The 18,548-nt window shown below is 76.5% G+C and carries 19 protein-coding genes; 11 read left to right on the top strand and 8 right to left on the bottom strand.

Going from position 1 to position 18,548, the window contains the following annotated elements:
* Positions 1 to 66 precede the first annotated feature (66 nt).
* The 3 genes from ACQPX6_RS16470 to ACQPX6_RS16460 all read right to left on the bottom strand — a co-directional run bounded on the left by ACQPX6_RS16470 (position 67) and on the right by ACQPX6_RS16460 (position 5,564).
* Positions 67 to 2,034, bottom strand: coding sequence for a LuxR C-terminal-related transcriptional regulator (locus tag ACQPX6_RS16470; RefSeq protein ID WP_433781324.1), 1,968 nt, complete (start codon positions 2,032 to 2,034; stop codon positions 67 to 69).
* A gap of 34 nt (positions 2,035 to 2,068) precedes the next feature.
* On the bottom strand, positions 2,069 to 4,729 hold the full coding sequence (locus ACQPX6_RS16465) for an AAA family ATPase (RefSeq protein ID WP_433781322.1): 2,661 nt from the start codon (positions 4,727 to 4,729) through the stop codon (positions 2,069 to 2,071).
* 175 nt (positions 4,730 to 4,904) lie between these two features.
* Entirely contained in the window at positions 4,905 to 5,564 is a 660-nt protein-coding gene (locus ACQPX6_RS16460) for a response regulator transcription factor (RefSeq protein ID WP_433781320.1), read from the bottom strand.
* Positions 5,565 to 5,625: 61 nt separating this feature from the next.
* Here ACQPX6_RS16460 and ACQPX6_RS16455 point away from each other — a divergent pair, with 61 nt between their 5' ends.
* Together ACQPX6_RS16455 and ACQPX6_RS16450 are read left to right on the top strand one after the other, a co-directional pair.
* Positions 5,626 to 6,195 carry a response regulator gene (locus tag ACQPX6_RS16455; protein WP_433781319.1) on the top strand — a complete coding sequence of 190 codons (570 nt, stop codon included), beginning with the start codon at positions 5,626 to 5,628 and terminating at the stop codon, positions 6,193 to 6,195.
* Positions 6,196 to 6,203: 8 nt separating this feature from the next.
* Positions 6,204 to 7,253 (top strand): histidine kinase, encoded by a 1,050-nt coding sequence (locus ACQPX6_RS16450; RefSeq protein WP_433781317.1) that lies wholly within the window; start codon positions 6,204 to 6,206, stop codon positions 7,251 to 7,253.
* Here ACQPX6_RS16450 and ACQPX6_RS16445 read toward each other — a convergent pair.
* A complete protein-coding gene (locus ACQPX6_RS16445; protein WP_433781315.1) occupies positions 7,243 to 7,479 on the bottom strand; it encodes a PASTA domain-containing protein in 237 nt (78 codons plus the stop codon). The two genes, ACQPX6_RS16450 and ACQPX6_RS16445, sit on opposite strands and share 11 nt — an antisense overlap.
* Positions 7,480 to 7,697: 218 nt before the next feature.
* Here ACQPX6_RS16445 and ACQPX6_RS16440 point away from each other — a divergent pair, with 218 nt between their 5' ends.
* The 5 genes from ACQPX6_RS16440 to ACQPX6_RS16420 all read left to right on the top strand — a co-directional run bounded on the left by ACQPX6_RS16440 (position 7,698) and on the right by ACQPX6_RS16420 (position 12,728).
* Complete coding sequence (locus tag ACQPX6_RS16440) at positions 7,698 to 8,357, top strand: GntR family transcriptional regulator (protein WP_433781314.1); 660 nt, start codon at positions 7,698 to 7,700, stop codon at positions 8,355 to 8,357.
* Between the two features lie 230 nt (positions 8,358 to 8,587).
* Positions 8,588 to 10,000 carry an MFS transporter gene (locus tag ACQPX6_RS16435; protein WP_433781312.1) on the top strand — a complete coding sequence of 471 codons (1,413 nt, stop codon included), beginning with the start codon at positions 8,588 to 8,590 and terminating at the stop codon, positions 9,998 to 10,000.
* Between the two features lie 25 nt (positions 10,001 to 10,025).
* Positions 10,026 to 10,907, top strand: coding sequence for a transketolase (locus tag ACQPX6_RS16430; protein WP_433781311.1), 882 nt, complete (start codon positions 10,026 to 10,028; stop codon positions 10,905 to 10,907).
* Positions 10,904 to 11,941 carry a transketolase family protein gene (locus tag ACQPX6_RS16425; protein ID WP_433781310.1) on the top strand — a complete coding sequence of 346 codons (1,038 nt, stop codon included), beginning with the start codon at positions 10,904 to 10,906 and terminating at the stop codon, positions 11,939 to 11,941. Before ACQPX6_RS16430 ends, ACQPX6_RS16425 begins: the two co-directional genes overlap by 4 nt.
* A 25-nt stretch (positions 11,942 to 11,966) precedes the next feature.
* On the top strand, positions 11,967 to 12,728 hold the full coding sequence (locus tag ACQPX6_RS16420) for an SDR family NAD(P)-dependent oxidoreductase (RefSeq protein WP_433781309.1): 762 nt from the start codon (positions 11,967 to 11,969) through the stop codon (positions 12,726 to 12,728).
* A 73-nt stretch (positions 12,729 to 12,801) separates the two neighbouring features.
* On the opposite strand, the gene ACQPX6_RS16415 is transcribed toward ACQPX6_RS16420, so the two are convergent.
* Positions 12,802 to 13,158: a DoxX family protein gene (locus ACQPX6_RS16415; protein ID WP_433781307.1), complete on the bottom strand. Its 357-nt coding sequence runs from the start codon at positions 13,156 to 13,158 to the stop codon at positions 12,802 to 12,804.
* A 90-nt stretch (positions 13,159 to 13,248) separates the two neighbouring features.
* Between ACQPX6_RS16415 and ACQPX6_RS16410 the strand changes: the two genes are divergently transcribed.
* On the top strand, positions 13,249 to 14,163 hold the full coding sequence (locus ACQPX6_RS16410; protein WP_433781305.1) for a sigma-70 family RNA polymerase sigma factor: 915 nt from the start codon (positions 13,249 to 13,251) through the stop codon (positions 14,161 to 14,163).
* Positions 14,164 to 14,200: 37 nt separating this feature from the next.
* On the opposite strand, the gene ACQPX6_RS16405 is transcribed toward ACQPX6_RS16410, so the two are convergent.
* A complete protein-coding gene (locus ACQPX6_RS16405; protein ID WP_433781304.1) occupies positions 14,201 to 14,416 on the bottom strand; it encodes a DUF2795 domain-containing protein in 216 nt (71 codons plus the stop codon).
* A 162-nt stretch (positions 14,417 to 14,578) separates the two neighbouring features.
* Here ACQPX6_RS16405 and ACQPX6_RS16400 point away from each other — a divergent pair, with 162 nt between their 5' ends.
* The 3 genes from ACQPX6_RS16400 to ACQPX6_RS16390 all read left to right on the top strand — a co-directional run bounded on the left by ACQPX6_RS16400 (position 14,579) and on the right by ACQPX6_RS16390 (position 15,719).
* Complete coding sequence (locus ACQPX6_RS16400; protein ID WP_433781303.1) at positions 14,579 to 14,758, top strand: hypothetical protein; 180 nt, start codon at positions 14,579 to 14,581, stop codon at positions 14,756 to 14,758.
* A gap of 129 nt (positions 14,759 to 14,887) precedes the next feature.
* Entirely contained in the window at positions 14,888 to 15,259 is a 372-nt protein-coding gene (locus tag ACQPX6_RS16395; RefSeq protein ID WP_433781302.1) for a hypothetical protein, read from the top strand.
* A 118-nt stretch (positions 15,260 to 15,377) separates the two neighbouring features.
* A complete protein-coding gene (locus tag ACQPX6_RS16390) occupies positions 15,378 to 15,719 on the top strand; it encodes an STAS domain-containing protein (protein ID WP_433781301.1) in 342 nt (113 codons plus the stop codon).
* A gap of 63 nt (positions 15,720 to 15,782) precedes the next feature.
* Here ACQPX6_RS16390 and ACQPX6_RS16385 read toward each other — a convergent pair whose 3' ends face one another.
* Together ACQPX6_RS16385 and ACQPX6_RS16380 are read right to left on the bottom strand one after the other, a co-directional pair.
* Positions 15,783 to 16,583 carry an esterase/lipase family protein gene (locus ACQPX6_RS16385; RefSeq protein ID WP_433781300.1) on the bottom strand — a complete coding sequence of 267 codons (801 nt, stop codon included), beginning with the start codon at positions 16,581 to 16,583 and terminating at the stop codon, positions 15,783 to 15,785.
* Between the two features lie 159 nt (positions 16,584 to 16,742).
* On the bottom strand, positions 16,743 to 18,548 hold the full coding sequence (locus tag ACQPX6_RS16380) for a complex I subunit 5 family protein (RefSeq protein ID WP_433781299.1): 1,806 nt from the start codon (positions 18,546 to 18,548) through the stop codon (positions 16,743 to 16,745).

Here is an 18,548-nt window from a genome sequence, read left to right as displayed (position 1 = left end):
GGCGGCACCACCAGGATCCGACGGGCCCGTGCGGGGGGCATCCGTGGAATGACTCGCCCCTCCCGCTCAGCCCGGGTGGCGCTCCAGGGCGTCGCGCAGCGCCGCGCGCCCGGTGATGTGCAGCTTCGGGAACGCCCGGTAGAGGTGGGCGTCCACGGTGCGGCGCGAGAGACGGAGCCGGTCGGCGATCTCCCGGTTGGTCAGGCCCGAGGCGGCCAGGCCGGCGACCTCCCGTTCCTGGGCGGTCAGCGACGCCCGCCCCGGGGGCAGCAGCCCGTCGGGCGCGGGGGACGGGTCGCGGCCCGCCGCCCGCAGCTCGACGGTCGCCCGTGCCGCCCAGGGTCGGGCGCCGAGGGCCTCGAAGACCTCGAGGGCCCGCGCGAGCTGCTCCCGGGCCGCGCGGGTCGCCCGGGTCCGGCGCAGGTGCTCGCCGTGGGCCAGGCGGACCCGCGCGAGGTCGAAGGGCGAGTAGTCGACCCCGGGCAGCGCGAGGGCCGCGTCGTAGAGGTCGCCGGCGCGGTCCTGGGGGGCGGCCATCGCGGCGGCGCCCGCGGCGTGCAGGGCGAGCCGGGGCGAACCGCCCGCGGCGGCGGCGTCGCACAGGACAGCGACGTGGGCGGCGGCCTCCCCGTGGCGGCGGGTGCGCACGGCGGCCTCGACGAGGTCCATCGCCATCCCCGGGACGTGCCCCGCCTCGCGGTCGAGGACGCCGGGCGGGTTCACCTCGACGGCCGCCTGGTACGCCTCCTCGAAGTCCCCGCGGCCCAGGGCGGCCAGGGTCCGCGCCCACCCGGCGTCCACGACCGGCTGGCGTGCGCCGCGCGGGGCGCCCCACCCGATGAGCTCGTCGGTCAGCGCGACCACGGCGGCCCCGTCACCGCGCGCCGCGGCGACGAGCGCCGGACAGAGCCGGGCGGGCGCGGCGAGGAGCGGGTAGCCGCGCTCGCGGCACCACGCCAGGGCCTCGGAGGCCAGGTCGACGGCCTCGTCCCAGCGCCCGCGGTCGCGGGCGTCGAAGGCCAGGACGAGCAGCGCCTGGTTCCCGGACACCGCGGCGCCGCCCGCCCGCCCGTCCCGGACCACCCGCCACAGGGCGTCCCGGTGGTCGTCGACGCCGTCGACCTCCGACGCGGCGAGGGCGGCCCGCACGACCCGCCGGGGGTCGGCGTCGTCCCGGCTCGTCGCGGAGGGGGTGGCCGGTGTGCCGCGGCGGGGGACCGCCCACAGCTCCGGGCGGGCAGCGACCGCGCACACCGTGGACAGGGTGTGGAGCGCCTCGCCGACCGTGTCGTCGTCCGCGGCCGTGTCGGTCTCGAGGGCCCGGACGAGCAGGCGGTGCGCCGCATCGACGTCCCCGTCGCCGTGGAGCAGCAGGCGAGCCGTGGCGAGGGCGACGTCCAGGCACCGGGGGTCCTCGCCGAGGAGGTCCCGCGCGGGCTGCAGGTCGCCGGTGACCTCGGCGGCGAGCGACGCCGCGCGGGCGACCCGCCGGCGCCGGCCGGGGCCGGGCGGGGTGACGTCGGCGGCCCGGCGCGCGAGGGCGACGGCGCCGACCGCGTCGCCGCCGCACAGGGACCCGGTCGCGGCGTCCTGGAGGGCGCGCGCGACCTCCTCGTCCGGGCCGCGTGCCGTGGCGCCGGCCGCGGGGACGTCGGGGACTCCCCGCTCGGGCCGGGCGACGGTCGCGAGGAGACCGATCCGGCTGCCCGCGAGGTGGCGGCCCAGGTCGTCCAGCACCGCGGCGCTGGCGGGGTCGAGCCGGTCGAGGTCGTCGACCAGGAGGAGCACCGGTCGCTCGCGCGCGGCGTGCCGGAGCAGTGCGAGGACGGCGTCGACCAGGACCGTGCGCTCCGCGGCCGGGCCCTCCTCGAGGCCCAGGGCCACGGTCAGCGCCGGCCGGTGGTGCGGAGCGACCTCGGCGATCCCGGGCGCCAGCGGGAGGAGCAGCCGGTGCAGGCCGGAGAGAGCCAGGTGCACCTCGGGCTCCACCCCCGCGGCGCGGAGCACCAGGGCGCCGGGGACCAGGTCCGCCACCGTGGTCCGGGCCCGCGCCTCGGCGGGTGCCCCGTCACGCCCCGACGGCATCGGGACCCCCGGCCGGCTCCCGTTCCCGCAGGGCGTCGCGCAGGCCCGCGCGGGACACGACGCCCAGCTTGGGGAACACCTGGTAGAGGCGCGCCGAGACGGTCCGGTGGGACAGGCGCAGCCGCCCCGCGATCTGCTTGTTGGTCAGCCCCGACGCGGCGAGCACGGCGGCCTCGAGCTCCTCCGGGGTGGGCGACGGCCGGCGCGGGGCCGCTGCGGTGGGGGGACCATCGGTCCGGGCGCCGACGGCCCGCAGCTCGTCGCGCACCCGCGCGGTCCAGGGCTCGGCGGCCAGCCGCCGGAACGTCCCCAGCGCCGCGCCGAGGTGGAGGCGGGCCGTCGCCGGCTCGCGGCTCCGGCGCAGGTGCTCGCCGTAGGCGAGCTGGATGCGGCCCCGGTCGAACGCCCACCGCTCGGCACCGGGAGTCGCGAGCGCCTCCTCGAAGAGGGCGGTGGCCGCCGCGTCGGGGGAGGCGGCCACGGCGGCCGCCCCGGCCGCCACCAGGGCGAAGCGTGCGGACACCGCCGCGAGCGGCGCCTGGCGCATCGCGCGGGCGTGGCGGGCCGCGCCGCCGGTGCGCCCGCTGCGGGCGGCGGCCTCGACGAGATCCCCGGCGACCGCCACGGCCGACGGGTGCGGGGCGAGGGTGCCCGCCGCGCTGACGGCGCTGGCGCACCGGAAGGCGTGCTCGGGGTCGCCGTCGGCCAGCGCGGCCAGCGCCGACACCCGGTGCACGGCCCACCCGAGGGCGCGGTCCTCGCGGGGCCGGGCCCAGGCGTCGACCCGCCCGGCCAGGGCCGTGGCGGTCTCGCGGTCCCCGCGGGCCGCGGCGACGAGGGCCTCGACCAGCCGCAACGGGGCCGCGAGCCGGTGGTGGCCGTGGGCCGTGGCGAGGTCGACGCCCTCCCGCGCGCGCTGCACGCACTCGTCCCATCGTCCGGTGAGGTGGTCGTCGAGGCACAGCAGCGCGAGGGCCCGCAGGGCCGGCGTGACCGCGCCGCTCGCCGCCACCCGCTGCAGCGCCGCGCGGCACCCGGCGCACCGGTCCACCGCGAGCGCCGCCGCCGCGACCCGGACGACCCGGCGGGGGTCGGTCGCGTCGCCGAGCCGGTCGATCGCCCGGTCGAGGCGGTCGACGTCGTCCGCGGTCGCCCGGGCGGGGTCGGACAGGACGGTGTGCAGGAGGTGGGTGGTCTCCCCGCGGGCCGAGGGAGCGCGCACGCCCACCTCGAGGGCGAGGTCCGCCGCGTCGTCGAGGACGTCGTCCCCGGCCGCCGCCAGCCCGTCGGCGTCGTGGGCCAGGCGGCGGTGGGCGCCCGCGACGTCGCCGTCGCGGTGCAGCAGGAGCGACGCGGACGCGACCGTGGCGGCCGGGGAGGTGCCACCGCTGGGGTCGACGCGGCGGGCCTCGGCGAGCAAGGGCTCGATCCGTTCGAGGTCGCCCGTGACGGAGGCCGCGGCGCGCGCCGCCCCGGTGAGCCGGCGCCCGTGCTCCGCGGCGGTCGGGCTCAGCTCGGCGGCGCGGAGCAGACCGGCGACGGCGCCGTCCCCGTCGCCGCGTCGCAGCGCGCGGAGGGCCGCGTCCTCGACCAGCGCGGCCGTCTCCTCGTCCGGGCCGTCCGCGGCCTCGGCGAGGTGCCGCGCCCGTCGCCCGGGGTCGTCGGCGCACGCGTCCGCCAGCGCGCGGTGGGCGCGGCGCCGCTCGTCCGGGGCCGCGAGGTGGACGACCGTCGGACGGACCAGCGGGTGACGTAAGGCGAGGCGCGCTGCGGGCCGGTCGACCGCGACGAGCCCGGCGCGTTCCGCGGGCGCGAGGTCGTCGAGCCCCCGGTCGCCCGTGTCGTCGAGGGCCGCGAGCAGGAGCGACCAGCGGGTGGCCCGGGGGAGTCCGGCGACGCCCGGCCCGAACAGGTCCCGCAGCCCCGCGGGAGGCGAGAGGACCGCGGGCAGCGCCCGTACCCCGGCGCGCTCGGGCTCGCCCAGCGCGGCGGGGAGCTCCCGCAGCGCGAGCGGATGGCCCTGCGCCTCGGTGACCAGCCGCCGGACGACGGGGGGCGCGAGACGCGGGTACCGGTCGCGGAGGAGCCGGGCCGCCGCGTCGTCGTCGAGCGGCGCCAACTCGTGCTCCGGCAGGCCGGTGCTCCCTCCGCCCGCGCGCATCGCCCCGAGGAACCCCACCGGGCTGCCGGCGAGGCGGCGGGCGACGACGCCGAGCACGGTCGCGCTCGCCGCGTCGACGTCGGGGAGGTCGTCCACGACCAGGAGCACCGGACGGTCGGCGGCGCGCAGCAGGGCGAGCACGGCGCTGGCCAGCAGCAAGGGGCTCGACGACGGCGCCGCCCCGGACATGACCGCGTCGAGCGCCTGCCGGTGGGCAGGGTCCAGCCCGGACGTGTGCCGGCGCAGCGGCCGCAGCACCCGCCCGAGGGCGGGGCCGGGGCCGGACGCGGAGTCGGCCGACAGCACGGTCAGCCCGGCGGCGCGGGCGGCCTCGCTCGCCGCCTCGAGCAGGGCGGTCTTGCCGATCCCCGCGGGGCCGGTGACCAGGAGCGCGCTCCCGGGGAGGACGGCGCGCACCCGGTCGAGGTCGGCGGCCCGACCGGGCAGCGGGGTCCGGGGTGTGGTGCGCGGCTGGGCGGTCATCGGGCCCCCGTGTCACGGCGACGGCGTCAGGAGTCCCGGCCGACGGGCGACCGGGTCGTCCTCAGCCTCGTGAGCAGCGCGCGGAATGGCTGTCGAGCGGGCACGCCGGGCGGGCGGGGTCAGCCCCACGCCACCGTGGGGCAGACCCCACGCTCCGTGGGGCAGGTGGAGCAGCTCAGTGCTGCAGGTACCTGAGGACGGCCACGACGCGCCGGTGGTGCTCGGCCTCGGAGGGGTGGAGGCCGAGCTTGCTGAAGATCCCGCTCACGTGGCGTTCGACGGCGGGCACCGTCACGGTGAGCGCGTCGGCGATCCCGGAGTTGGACCGGCCCTCCGCCATGAGGGCGAGCACCCCGCGCTCCCGCGGGGTGAGCTCGTCGAGGGGTCCGGTGGCGCGGCGGCGGCCCACCAGCCGGGCGATGACGTCGCGGTCCAGCGCCGACTGGCCCGCGGCCACGCTGCGCACGGCCTCGAGCAGCATCGTCCGGTCCGCGACCCGTTCCTTGAGCAGGTAGCCGACCCCGTCCGCGCGGTCGCCCACGAGGTCGAGGACGAACCGGTCCTCCAGGAACTGGGACAGCACGATGACGCCGATGCCCGGGTACCGCCGGCGGATCTCGATGGCCGCCCGCAGCCCGTCGTCGGAGCGGTCGGGCGGCATCTGGATGTCGGTGATCACGACGTCCGGCTGGTGGTCGACGGCCTGCGCGACGAGGTCGACGGCGTCGACGGCCACCGCGACGATGGTGAGTCCGGCGCTCTCGAGGATGCGCACGATCCCCTCGCGCACCAGGGCCTGGTCCTCGGCGACCACGATCCGCAGAGGTGGCGCCACGGCTCCGACACTAGTGGCCGCGAGGGGCCGCGGCACCGCGACGGAGCGCTAGCATGGGCCGGTGACCAGGGCTCCGGGCGGACGCCGGACGCCGTGGCGCCCCGCGCCGCCCCGCCCGTGCGGTCGGCGGGTCGCCGGCCGGCACGTGGTCCGGGTCGCGGGGCCGGGCCGGGGCGCGGAGCCGCCGGACACCCCCGCGGGGTCGCCGTCGAGCCGGTCCGTCCCCGGTGCCGCGGTGCAGCGGTCCGCTGACGGCGGGCGGCGGGACACCCCCTACGGGGCCACCCTGGTCCTCGTGGTGGACGACGACCCCGGCTTCCGGGGCCTCGCCGCCCGCGTCCTCGCCGGCTGGGGCTACGCCGTGATCGAGGCCGGCACCGTCGCGGAAGCCGTCGAGCGGGTGGCCGCGCGCCGCCCCGACACGGTCCTCGTCGACATCGGCCTGCCCGACGGCGACGGGTTCGGGCTGACCCAGCAGCTCGTCGCGCTGCCGTCACCCCCGCGGGTCGTGATGGTCTCCACGGACGCGGATGCGGGCAACCGGTCGGCGGCCCACCGCGTCGGGGCGGTCGGGTTCCTCCCCAAGGACGAACTGCTCGGCGACGCCCTCCGCGGGCTCATCGACGGGTAGGGGCCGAGGTGGAGCCGGGAGCGGATTTCCTCGCCCAGATCCTCAAAGACGCACCGCAACCCGTGTGGGTCCTCGACGAGGACGGGCTCATCGTCTTCGCCAACCCGGCAGCGGTCGCGGCGCTCGGGTACGACGACCCGTCCGACCTCTACCACCGGCACAGCCACGACACGGTGCACCGGCTGCCGGACGGCTCGCCCTACCCGCGGGCGACCTGCCCGATGCAGATCCCGCGGACCACCGGGGAGTCGAGCCACGGCGAGTACGAGTGGTTCGAGCGTCGCGACGGCTCGCTGTTCCCCGTCGCCTGGTGGGCCTCACCCATCGCGATGACGAGGGGCCGCGGCGCCGTGCTGGCGTTCACCGACATCTCCGAGCGCAGCATCATCGCGCAGGCGGCGCGGGAGCGGGACGCCGCCGCCATCCGCGCGGGGGAGTCGCAGGCCGCGCAGCGACGGATCGTCGAGGCCGCGGCCACGGTGCGCCGCAACGTCGCGCGGGACCTGCACGACGGGGCGCAGCAGCGGCTGGTCAACGTGCTCATCAGCCTGCAGCTGGCCCGCGACGAGATCGGGGACTCGCCGCGGGCGCACCACCTCTTCGACGAGGCGACGGGGCACGCGCAGCGGGCGATCGACGAGCTCCGCGAGGTCGCCGCCGGCCTCCACCCCCCGATCCTCACCCACGGCGGCCTGGTGATGGCCGTCCACGAGCTGGCGACGCGGGCCCTGCTCCCGGTCACCGTCGACGGGTCGCTGCCCGGGCGGCTCCCGGAAGTGATCGAGAACAATGCCTACTTCTTCGTCGCCGAGGCCCTGACCAACACCACCAAGCACGCCCAGGCCTCGCAGGCGACCGTGGCCATCGGGGTCGACCACGACGCGCTGACCGTCGAGGTCCGCGACGACGGGATCGGCGGTGCGCAGACCGGCGGCGGGAGCGGGTTGGCGGGGCTCACCGACCGGCTCGGCGCCCTCGGCGGCCGGATGGTGCTCCGCTCGCCCCGTGGCCGGGGCACCACGGTGCGGGCGGAGATCCCGGTGCGGACTAGGCGCTGACCCAGATCCGCACGATCGCCCCGTGCTCGACCTCGGCGCCCGGGTCGGGGTCCTGACGGTGGATGAGGCTGCGGCCGCCGGCCGTGTGCGTCGCGTTCTCCGCGACGGCCAGCAGGCCCGCGTCGAGCGCACGGTCGTGCGCGTCCATGGCCGGCACGCCGACCAGTTCGGGCACGCGGACCGTGCGGACCGGCTCGGCCGAGGGGGCGGGGCTGACGTCGATCATCGTGACTCCTCTTGACCGGTCCTCCCGGTCTGACCAGGCCGGCATCGCGCACCGGCCCACTGCCTCCCACAACGCCGGGGCGGGGGCCGGTCATCCCTGCGCGGGAGGGCGAATGTCACCGTGCCGGCGGGATCGGGACCGCTCAGCCGTCGAGCCGGCCGCGCGCCGTGTCAACAGTCGCCAGCTCGTCTGTCGGCAGGGGCGCTAGGATCGGGCCCGTGAGCGTCGAGCCGTTGGCCAGTCTGGATCGCAGCACCCTGCGTGAGCGGTCGCTGGCCGCGCTCCGTTCGGCCATCACGTCGGGCGGGTACCGCCCGGGCGATCACCTCGGCGAGGTCGAGCTCGCGAGCCATCTCGGCGTCAGCCGGGGGACGGTGCGCGAGGCGCTGCGTCACCTCCAGCAGGAAGGCCTGGTCACGGCAGGCAACCGCGGGATGTTGCGGGTCAACCAGCTGTCGGGCTCCGAGGTGCGCGAGCTGTTCAAGGTCCGGGCGGCGCTCGAGGGGCTGGCCGTCAAGGAGATCCTCGCGTCGGACCGGCGGCAGGAGGCCGTGGCCACGTTGCGTGACGCCCTGCGCGGACTGGGCACCGGCGACTTCGCCGAGCGTGTCGAGGCCGATCTCGGTTTCCACCTGCTGCTGTGCCGTCTCGCCGGCAACTCGATGCTGGTCGAGGCCTGGCGCGCGCTCGAGGGGCGCATCCGCGTGACGATCATGGCCGGGGACGCCGAGGGGTCGCCGGTCATGATGGCCGGGGACCGGCACGCGCCGATCATCGACGCGCTCGAGAGCGGCGACCTCGAGGCGGCGCTGGCGGTCGTCGAGGCGCACATGGGCGCGGCGGCCGACCACTTCGCGCCCGCCGACACCGCCCGCTGACGGCGGGGAGCGTCGGGGTCGCTCCGCCGGCCGGGGACGATCTCGTGGCGTGTCCGGGGGTGATCATCCCAGCTCAGAGCCGCTGAAACCGTCGTTCGTCGACTGTTGACAGACGCGCGGCCCGACCGCACCATCGTCTTCAACGCCGACTGTTAACAGTCGACTGTTGAGGTTGGCCGAACCGCGCGGCTGCCGGCCTCGTCGAGTCCTCACGATCAGCGGAGATCACCATGACCGAACGGCCCGCAGCCCCGCCCGGCACCGACCCCGCCCCGCGACACCCCGTCGAGGGCACCCCCGCCCGCAAGCGCGTGGCGATCGGCGCGTCGGTCGGCGCCACCATCGAGACCTACGACTTCATCGGCTTCGGCGTCGCCGCCGCCCTCTACTTCAACACCGTCTTCTTCCCGGCGAACGACCCGCTCTCGGGCACCCTGCTCTCGTTCGCCACGCTCGGCATCGGGTTCGCGGTCCGCCCGCTCGGCGGCATCATCGGCGGCTACCTCGGCGACAAGATCGGCCGCAAGCCCGTGCTCGTCGCGTCGCTGCTGCTCATGGGCGTCGCGACCGTCGCCATCGGCGCCCTGCCCACCTACGACCAGATCGGGGTGTGGGCGGGCGTCCTGCTCGTCGCGGTGCGCGTCGTGCAGGGCCTGGCGTTCGGCGCCGAGTGGGGCGGGGCCATCCTCATGTGCTTCGAGCACGCGCCCTGGCGCAAACGGGGCCTGTACACCGGCATCACCCAGGCCGGCTTCCCCGTCGGGCTGCTGCTGGCCAACCTCGCCTTCCTGGCCAGCGTGCCCCTCGGCGGCAACTGGGCGTGGCGGGTCCCGTTCCTGCTCAGCGCCGTCCTCATCGCCGTCGGCATCATCATCCGCCTCAAGGTCGAGGAGTCGCCCGAGTTCGAGGAGCTCAAGGACGAGGGCAACATCGCGAAGAACCCCCTGACCGAGGTCCTGCGCACCGACTGGCGCAACGTCCTGCGGGCGTTCTGCCTGCGCACCACCGAGACCGCCGGCTACGCCGTCACCGTCACCTTCGTGCTCTCGTACCTGACCAGCGAGAAGCTGGCCGACCGCAGCGTCAGCCTCACCGCGACCATGATCGCCTCGGCGCTCGGCATCGCCGCCACGATCGGCTGGGGCGCGCTCACCGACCGCGTCGGCCGCCGGCCGGTCTACCTCTTCGGCACCGTCGTGACGCTGCTGTGGGGCGTGCCGCTGTTCCTGCTGCTCAACACCGGCACCGCGATCGCGGTCGTCCTCGCCTTCGTCGTCAGCTACGCGATCTGCCAGAACTCCCTGGCCGGGGTGCAGGGCGCGTGGTTCTCCGAGCTGTTCGCCGCCCGGACCCGCACCACCGGCGCGTCGCTGGCCTACCAGCTCTCGGCCGTCGTCTCCGGCTTCACCCCGCTCATCGCGACCGCCCTCTACGCCGGCTTCGGCTGGATCGGCCCCGCCGTGCTCATCAGCTCCTACGGCGTGCTCGGCATCGTCGCGACGCTGCTCACCCGCGAGACCTGGGGGCCCGCCGAGCGCGCCGAGGTGGACGCGCTCGAGCGCTCGCTCGCCCTGCCCGCGGCGGCCCCGTCCCACGGCGCGCCGGTGGCGACCACCGCCGACGCCTCCACCGCCGGCCGCTGACACCGTCCCTCGAGGAGGACCACCCATGACCTCGCTGACCACCACCGCCCCCGGCACCGCCGGGCCGGCCGACCCCGACCCCGACCGCGTCGCACGGCTCCGTGACGCCGCCTACCGCATCCGGCGGTACGCCCTGGACATGGGCGAGGTGCAGGGCCAGGGCTACATCGGCCAGGCCCTCGGCGTCGCCGACGTGCTCGCCGTCGTGTTCGGCGACGTGCTCCGCTTCCGGCCCCACGACCCGGAGTGGCCGGACCGCGACCGCTTCCTGCTCTCCATCGGCCACTACGCGATCGCCGCCTACGCCGCCTTCGCCGAGGCGGGCATCATCCCCGCCGAGGAGCTCGAGACCTACGGCTCCGACGACTCGCGCCTGCCGATGTCGGCCATGGCCTCGTACACCCCCGGCATGGAGATCTCGGGCGGCTCGCTGGGCCACGGCCTCGGCGTCGCCACCGGCATGGCCCTCGGGCTGCGCCACCTCGGCAACGGCGCCCGTGTGGTGGACCTGCTCTCCGACGGCGAGCTCGACGAGGGCTCGACGTGGGAGGCGGCGATGTCGTGCGCCCACCACGGCCTGTCGAACGTCCTCGCCGTGGTCGACGTCAACGGCCTGCAGGCCGACGGCCCGACCGCCGGGGTGCTGCGGATCGACCCGCTCGAGGACAAGTGGCGCGCCTTCGGCTGGACCGTCCGACGGGTCGACGGCAACGACGTCGCCGCCCTCGTCGCCGCCGTCGACGAGCTCACCGCCGACCCCACCGCCCCGTCGGTGCTGCTGTGCGACACCCGCCCCGGGCGCGGCGTCCCGATGCTCGAGACCCGCGAGAAGGCGCACTTCCTGCGGGTCGAGGAGCACGAGTGGCAGACCGCCCGTGACCAGCTCCTGGAAGGACACACCCGATGACGACCGCAGCACCGAAGAAGAGGCTCACGACGTCGGCGATGATCGCGTCGTTCGCCGACGCCGACCAGCGCACCACCCCGGCCCCGTTCGGGCACGCGCTCGCCGCGCTGGCCGAGCAGCGCCCCGAGATCGTCGGCCTCTCGGCGGACCTCGCCAAGTACACCGACATGCACGTCTTCCGCGCGGCCCACCCGGACCGCTTCTTCCAGATGGGCATGGCCGAGCAGGTCCTGCTCGGGGCCGCCGCGGGGATGGCCGAGGTCGGCCTGGTCCCGTTCGCCTCGACCTACTCGGTGTTCGCGACCCGCCGCGCCTACGACTTCCTGTGCCTCGACATCGCCGAGCCCGGGCTCAACGTCAACGTCGTCGGCGGCCTGCCCGGCCTCACCACCGGTTACGGGCCGAGCCACCAGGCCACCGAGGACCTCGCGATCCTGCGCGGCTGCCCCAACCTGACGATCGTCGACCCCTGCGACTCGGTCGACATCGAGGCCGCCGTGCCGGCGCTCGCCGACCACGACGGGCCCACCTACCTGCGGCTGCTGCGCGGCTCGGTGCCGACCGTCCTCGACGAGTACGACTACCGCTTCGAGCTCGGCAAGGCCGCCGAGCTGCGCACCGGGCGCGACGTCCTGCTCATCTCGACCGGTCTCATGACGATGCGGGCGCTGCAGGCCGCCGCGCGCCTCGAGGCCGACCACGTCGACGTCGCCGTGCTGCACGTCCCGACGATCAAGCCACTGGACCGCGAGGCCATCGTCCGCGCCGCCCGCTCGGACCGGCTGATCCTGACCTGCGAGAACCACACCGTCGTCGGCGGTCTGGGCGAGGCCGTCGCCACCTCCCTCGCCCTGGCCGGCGTGGCCACGCGCTTCGGCCAGATCGGGCTGCCCGACGAGTTCCTCGCCGCCGGCGCGCTGCCGACCCTGCACGACCGCTACGGCCTGTCCACCGACGCCGTCGTCGCCCGCATCAAGGCCGAGCTCGACGACGGCGCCCCCTGGCCGGCCGATCCCGCGCCGCCCTCCGCCTGACCCACCTCGCCACCAGGAGAACCCCGTGTCCACCTCCGACATGACCGCCGTCGTCACCGGCGCCGGCTCCCGCCGCGGCATCGGCCGCGCCACCGCCCACGCCCTCGCCGCCGCCGGCTGGAACATCGCGGTGCTCGACCTCGACGAGGCCGGCGCCAAGGAGACCGCCGACGCGGTGACCGCCGCGCACGGCGTCGCCGCCCTCGGCGCCGCCTGCGACGTCACCGACGACGCCTCGGTCGAGACCGCGCTCGCCACCGTCACCGGGGCGCTGCCCCCGGTCGGTGCCCTCGTGAACAACGCCGGCATCACCTCGCCGGTGCCGTTCCTCGAGGTCACGTCGGCCGAGTGGGAGCGGGTGTTCGCGGTCAACGTCCGCGGCGCCTTCCACGTCACCCGCCGTCTCGCGCCCGGCATGGCCGAGCGCGGCTTCGGTCGCATCGTCTTCCTCTCGTCGGTCTCCGCCGAGCGCGGCGGCGGCGTCTTCGGCGGTGTCGCCTACTCCGCGGCCAAGGCCGGTCAGCTCGGGTTCGCCCGTGCCCTGGCCCGCGAGCTGGGCCCGGCCGGGGTGACGGTCAACAGCGTCGCGCCCGGGCTCATCGACACCGACATCACCGGCGGCGCCCTGGTGGGCGAGCGCAAGACCGCCCTGCTCGCCGGCATCCCGGTCGGGCGCAACGGCCGGGTCGACGACGTCGCCGACCTCATCACCTACCTCTGCCGCGAGGAGACCGGGTACGTCACCGGCGCGACGTACGACGTCAACGGCGGCTCGCACATCCACTGAGCCGCCGAACGGGAGCCCGGCGCCCAGGGGGGCCGCCGGGCTCTCGTCGCGAGCGGCCCCGGTGTCCCCGCGATCACCCGACGAGCACGCCGGCGGCGAGCGCGGCCACGGCGAGGAGGAGGAACGACGCGGGGAAGGCGAGCGCCGCCGACCGGTCGCCCGCGCGGAGGTGGGTCACGACGGCGCCGACGAAGAACAGGACGAGGCCGGCCGCCGCGGCGGTCCCGAGGGCGGGTACGCCGAGCAGGCCGAGCAGGAGGCCCGCGGCACCGGCTCCCTTGAGCAGCCCGAGCGGGGTCAGCCACGACAGGGGGACCCCGACGGAGGCGGAGTTGTCCAGCACGAACTGCGCGCGGGTGAGGTCGGCGCCGGCGGCGAGCGCGTTGGCGACGATCGCGGCGACCGTGACCCCGATGTAGGCGATGACCATCGATCCAGCACCTCCGGGAGGATGCGGTGTCCCACGCGCGTCGCGCGGACCGTCATCTCCCTGACGGAGCCCGACGCCGGGAGGGGACAGATGGACCACGACGGGGACGACGGGGACCTCGGCGTCGCGGCGGCGTTCGAGCAGCACCGGCCGCGCCTCCGCGGGGTCGCCGAACGCCTCCTGGGGTCGGCCGCCGACGCCGAGGACGCCGTCCAGGACAGCTGGCTGCGGCTGCGGCGTGTCGATCCCACCGGGATCGACAACCTCGGCGGCTGGCTGACCACGGTGACCTCGAGGATCTGCCTGGACCGCCTGCGGGCACGTCACGCGCGGCCGGAGGCCCTCGACGAGCCCGACCTCGACCAGGCAGGCCCCGACGACCCCGCCGGCGACGCGGTGCTCGCCGACTCGGTGGGTCGGGCCGTCGCCGTGGTCCTCGACAGCCTCGCCCCGGCCGAGCGGGTCGCGTTCGTCCTGCACGACGTCTTCGCCGTCCCGTTCGACGAGATCGCGCCCGTCCTCGGACGGTCCACCGAGGCCACCCGCAAGCTCGCCGGTCGCGCCCGTCACCGGGCCCGGCTCGGGGCCGCGGACGACCGGCACGACCTCGCCGGGCGCCGCGAGGTCGTCGCCCGGTTCCTCGACGCCCTGCGCGAGGGCGACGTGCCCGCGATGGTCGCCCTCCTCGCCCCGGACGCGGTCCGCCACGTCGACCCCGTCCTGCTCGCTCCCGGTCGAGCCGCCACCGTCCACGGCGCCCGCGCGATCGCCGAGGAGGCCCGCCGGTTCTCGGCCCCCGCCCGCCGGGCGCGTCCCGCCACCGTCGACGGCCACCCGGGCGCGGCCGTCGTGCACGAGGGCGTGCCCACCCTGGTCCTGACCTTCGGGTTCACCGGCGGCCGCATCGCCACCCTGGGCGTCGTCGCCGCGCCCGAGCGACTCCGGGCCCTGGCGATCGACCTCGCCCCCACGGAGGACGCCGACGGTCCTCCCGCCGGCGGGTGAACAGCGCCACTGCCGACGGGTCGGCCGGCGCCGAGACCTACGTCGCCACCTTCGGTTGCGGGTGGTCCGGCAGGCTGATGACCACGTCGTCGGGACCGCTGAAGGCTCGCCGGGGCAGCTCTCCCAGCGCATCGAGCACGTCGGGTTCGACGCCCCCGCGGTCGGTGGCGTAGGTGATGACGTCGTGGTGGCGGGCGGGGAAGCGCAGGCCCGCCAGGGCGGACCGGACCTGCTGCTCCTGGACGTCGGTCACGGCGGTACTCCTCGTCTCGTGCCGGATGGGCGACGGGCTGGAGGCTGAACCGCGCTGGTCCCTGACTACCCCACACCGGGCGCGCGCGCACGCGTCGCGGGACCGTGGCGGCTTCGTGATCGCTTCAGCCGTGGACGACGGGCGTGGTCGTATGCTGGCGACGTGACGGCCTTCGGTGGCATCTTCCGTTCTCCCGCGCTCGAGGGCGTCGACGATGCCGACGACGCCGGTGAGGGCGCCCGGGTCGTGGGGATCGATCTCGACAGCGGCGTCGTCCGCCTGCGGGCGGCCCGTCGCGACCACGCCGAGGAGCCGGAGGCCCCGAGCCCGCCGGAGGACTGACCTGCTCGACGCGCCGGGCAGCGCATGCGCCACGGTCGGACGCGGGTAACCGACCCTGACTCCGACGGCGAACCCCTCTGCCGTCACCGGGAGCGACCGACGCGTCGCCCGCGTGGCAGGGGGAACGCCGTGACCGAGAGTGCCCCGGGACCGCAGCTCGAGGAACGTCGACGGGTCGCCGTGGAGAAGGCCGCGTCCGAGGCCCGGGTCGCCTCGGCACGTCGGGGACCCGAGGTGCTCGCGATCGGCTTCCGGTGCTTCTCCCCGGGGCGTCTCGCGGTGGCCCTGGCCGGGGTGCTGGACGACGAGGGGCTCGCGCGCCTCCACGCCCTCACCCGGTACCTCGGCCGCCTCGCCCGGGACGAGCTGGTCGTCGACCTGACTGGTTTCCGGGGGCGCAGCCGCTCCCTCCTGCGCGTGGTCAGCCAGGTGCGCGGTGCCGGCCGACCGCCCGATGCTCGTCCCGCCGGGCGCGGCCGCATCGTCCGCTTCGTCAGGTGACGATGCGCCGGAGATCGTCGGGTACCGTCGACGTGCCTCCAGCTGCGCGGGGTCCTCCCCATCGGACCGCTGGCTGGAGCTCCGTGCCTGATCTCTGTACGCCCCGTCGCTCACACCCGTGACCGACGAGTTCGCGGTGCGACCGCGCCGGCTCCCGCCGGATCACGTCCTGCTGGAGGTCGTCGGCGAGGTCGACCTGCTGACCGCACCACTCCTGCTCCAGGCGGCGAGCGCCGAGCTTCACGCCGGGTGTCGTGCGCTGGTGCTCGACCTGGCCGGGGTGGGCTTCTGCTCGGTGCGGGGCCTCGGGACGCTGGTCGAGATCCGCTGGCTCGCGGACCGGCACGGCGCGAGGGTGCGGGTCGATCGCGTGTCGACGACGGTGCGCCGGGTCGCCGACCTCGTCCGGGCCCGGGAGGTCGTCGACGGTCCGGCGGCGCCCGGGAGGCCGGAGGGGTGACGCCGCGGTGCCTCCTCGGCGCGGAACCGGCGTGACACCGGCGTGACACCGGCGCGGCCGGGGTCAGACGGCGAACGCGGGCCGACGGGGCTCCACGGCGGATCGGGTCAGCGCGGCGCACACCTCGCGGAAGGCCGGTGGCGCGGTGAGCAGTGCGAGGTGCCCGCCGGCGACCTCGACGTTGCGTGCGTGCGGGTCGTGGCTGGAGCGCCAGGGCACCGCACGGTCGGAACGGCTGTAGATGCTGGTGAACGGCACGTCGCGCGGCCAGGGGGCGCGGAGCCCGGCGCGGAACGCCGCGCAGCACCCGCCCCGCAGGCACGCGAGGGTGGCGAGGCCGGGGACGCCGAGGCTGCCCGCCGCCGACACCGCGGCGGCCTGGGCGAGCGTCGGCCAGCGCAGCCCGTACAGGTCGAACGGAGCGCCGAGGGTGACGAGCCCCGCCACGTGGGCACCGGCGCGGACGTCGGCGCGGGCGGCCGCGACGCGCGCGAACTGGCCGCCGCGGCTGTGGCCCACCACCTGCACCGGCGCCCCGGTGCGCTCCGCGGTCTCGATCACCCGATCGGCCAGCGCCTCCGCCGCGCGGCCCGCACACCCGAGGCCGGCGCCGGTCGTGACCGGGAGCACGTCGTGGCCCCGTGCCCGGAGCCGGGCGGCCATCGGGTCCAGCACCGGACCGGTCGCGGCGAAGCCACCGACCAGGACCACCGGGCCGGGCGCCGCGGTGGGTGCGGACCGGTCGCCACTGCGCGACCCGGTCCCGGTGCGGGCCCGTGTCCGCAGGTCGGTCGCGGCCACGGCGACCCGACCGGCCTGCTCGAGACCCAGCCGGGTCGCTCGCTCGAATCGGCTGATGGGCATCGACGCCTCACCCGTTCCGTCGTCGTCGGACAACGAGGGCTGACGGGTCAACCGCGTTCCGACGGCTACCCGCCGATCCGACCCGCCACCCCGTGACGAGCCACGCGAGACGTCGAGGGCAGGGGCTTCGTGGGTCGGCTCGGGCGGCTGCCCGCGGCCTCACGGCAGGGCGACGAGGCCCGTCAGCACGACGGTGCCCACCAGCAGCCAGGTGACGTAGTCGCCGATGTGCCCGGAGTGCAGGTGCTCCAGGGCGTGCTCGGCCCGCCGGCGCGCCCGGCCAGGCCAGCGCTCTCGGGCGGAGGTCGTGCGGCGGGCGGCGAGCACGGCCAGGGCGAGGGCGGCCGCGGCCGTGCCCAGGCCCACGCCCACCTCCAGCAGCTGCCACTCGGCGCCGGTGGCGGTGGGAACCGGCCCGATCGGTTCGCCGAGCACCGCCGCGCGGTAGCGGGTCCCGTCGAGCGCCTCCGCGGCCGCCACGGCGAGGCGGTGCCCCACGGCGGGCACGGCGCCCACCGCGAGTCCGCCCAGGAGCAGGGCCACCGCGGCGCCGATCATCGGTCGCGCCTGCTCGCGGCCCGGCGTCGTCTCCTGCTCCTCGCCCTCGCCCCCGGTCTGCTCGGGGTGCGAGCGGTCGGGGGGCTCGGGACCGACCCCGAAGTGCACGCGCAGCCCGGCGCGCAGGACGGCGGCGCCGGTGCCCACCGACGTCACGAGGATCAGCCCGACGAGGAGGGTGCCGACCGGGCCGCCGGCCACGGCGTGCTCGAGCAGGCCCTTGCCCAGGCCCGTCCCGAACGGCGGGAGCCCGGCCAGGGCGAGGCCGCCGACCACGAACAGGACGCCGGTGAACCGGTCGCCCTTGCCGTGCAGGTCGAGCTCGTCGACGCTCCCGGTGCGCGCGAGCAGCACTCCGACCAGCAGGAACAGCGCCGCCTTCACCGCCGAGTGCCCCACGAGGTAGATCAGCGAGGAGGTCGCGCCCTCGGAGGTCCAGAGGGCGACGCCGAGCAGGAACAGACCGATGTGGGCGATCGTCGAGTAGGCGAGCAGGCGCTTGAGGTGGCGCTGCAGTGCGCACATCAGGGTGCCGGTCAGCGCGGTCACCACGGCGAGCACGATCAGCGCCCGGCCGACGCCGTCGGCGGGCAGGACGTCGCCGAACACCACGGGGTAGACCCGGAGCACCGCGTAGACCCCGAGCGGAGCCATGATCCCGGAGAACAGCGTGCAGACCGGCGTCGGGGCGACCGCGTGGGCGTCGGCGAGCCAGAAGTGGAACGGCACCACCGCCGCCTTGACCAGCCAGCCCGTCAGCAGGAGTGCGAAGGCGAACACGACGAGCGCGTCGGGGCCCTCCGGGCGGGGCAGCGCGACGCCGAGCGGCGCCAGACCGAGGGCTCCACCGCGCGCGTACAGCAGCGCGATGCCGCACAGCGACAGGTAGGCGCCGAGCGAGTTGGTCACCCCGAAGGTCAGGCCGCCCTGCAGCGAGCGCGCCTCCTCGGTCTTGTACGCGGCGAGGGCGTAGGCGACGGCGCCCATCAGCTCGAAGAAGACGAGCATGTCGAAGAGGTCGCCGGACAGGACGAAGCCGGACATCCCGGCGAGGAAGAACAGGACCAGCACGTGGAACCGGGCCTCGACGGTGACGAAGTACCGCCAGCTCGAGACCAGCGCGGCGGTCCCGAGCAGCCCGACGAGCACCACGAGGGCGGCCGCGAGCCCGTCGACGACCAGGGGGATCCCACCACTCGACGGCGACCAGCCGCCCAGCGCCACCACCACGGGGTGCTCGCGCGTGGCCACGAGCAGCAGCCCGCCGGCGGCGGCGACCGCCAGCGCCGCCAGGACGGCCGCGGCGTCGACGACCGGGCGGGGCACGACGCGGCCGACGCCGAGCAGGACGCAGGCCAGCAGTACCGGGCCGACGATCACCAGCGTCGCGGCCGCCTCGGGGCTCAT

The sequence above is a fragment of the Actinomycetospora sp. CA-101289 genome (genome assembly GCF_050955895.1).
Lineage (GTDB): Bacteria > Actinomycetota > Actinomycetes > Mycobacteriales > Pseudonocardiaceae > Actinomycetospora.
The sequence above is the reverse complement of the archived record's forward strand: the minus strand, read 5'-3'. Positions and strand labels throughout refer to the sequence as shown.

What these genes read in the sequence shown, in the direction of transcription:
- ACQPX6_RS16465 (WP_433781322.1), bottom strand. Translation starts at nt 4,729, where the DNA reads ATGACCGCCCAGCCGCGCACCACACCCCGGACCCCGCTGCCCGGTCGG.
- ACQPX6_RS16445 (WP_433781315.1), bottom strand. Translation starts at nt 7,479, where the DNA reads ATGATCGACGTCAGCCCCGCCCCCTCGGCCGAGCCGGTCCGCACGGTC.
- ACQPX6_RS16435 (WP_433781312.1), top strand. Translation starts at nt 8,588, where the DNA reads ATGACCGAACGGCCCGCAGCCCCGCCCGGCACCGACCCCGCCCCGCGA.
- ACQPX6_RS16430 (WP_433781311.1), top strand. Translation starts at nt 10,026, where the DNA reads ATGACCTCGCTGACCACCACCGCCCCCGGCACCGCCGGGCCGGCCGAC.
- ACQPX6_RS16425 (WP_433781310.1), top strand. Translation starts at nt 10,904, where the DNA reads ATGACGACCGCAGCACCGAAGAAGAGGCTCACGACGTCGGCGATGATC.
- ACQPX6_RS16415 (WP_433781307.1), bottom strand. Translation starts at nt 13,158, where the DNA reads ATGGTCATCGCCTACATCGGGGTCACGGTCGCCGCGATCGTCGCCAAC.
- ACQPX6_RS16410 (WP_433781305.1), top strand. Translation starts at nt 13,249, where the DNA reads ATGGACCACGACGGGGACGACGGGGACCTCGGCGTCGCGGCGGCGTTC.
- ACQPX6_RS16385 (WP_433781300.1), bottom strand. Translation starts at nt 16,583, where the DNA reads ATGCCCATCAGCCGATTCGAGCGAGCGACCCGGCTGGGTCTCGAGCAG.
- ACQPX6_RS16380 (WP_433781299.1), bottom strand. Translation starts at nt 18,548, where the DNA reads ATGAGCCCCGAGGCGGCCGCGACGCTGGTGATCGTCGGCCCGGTACTG.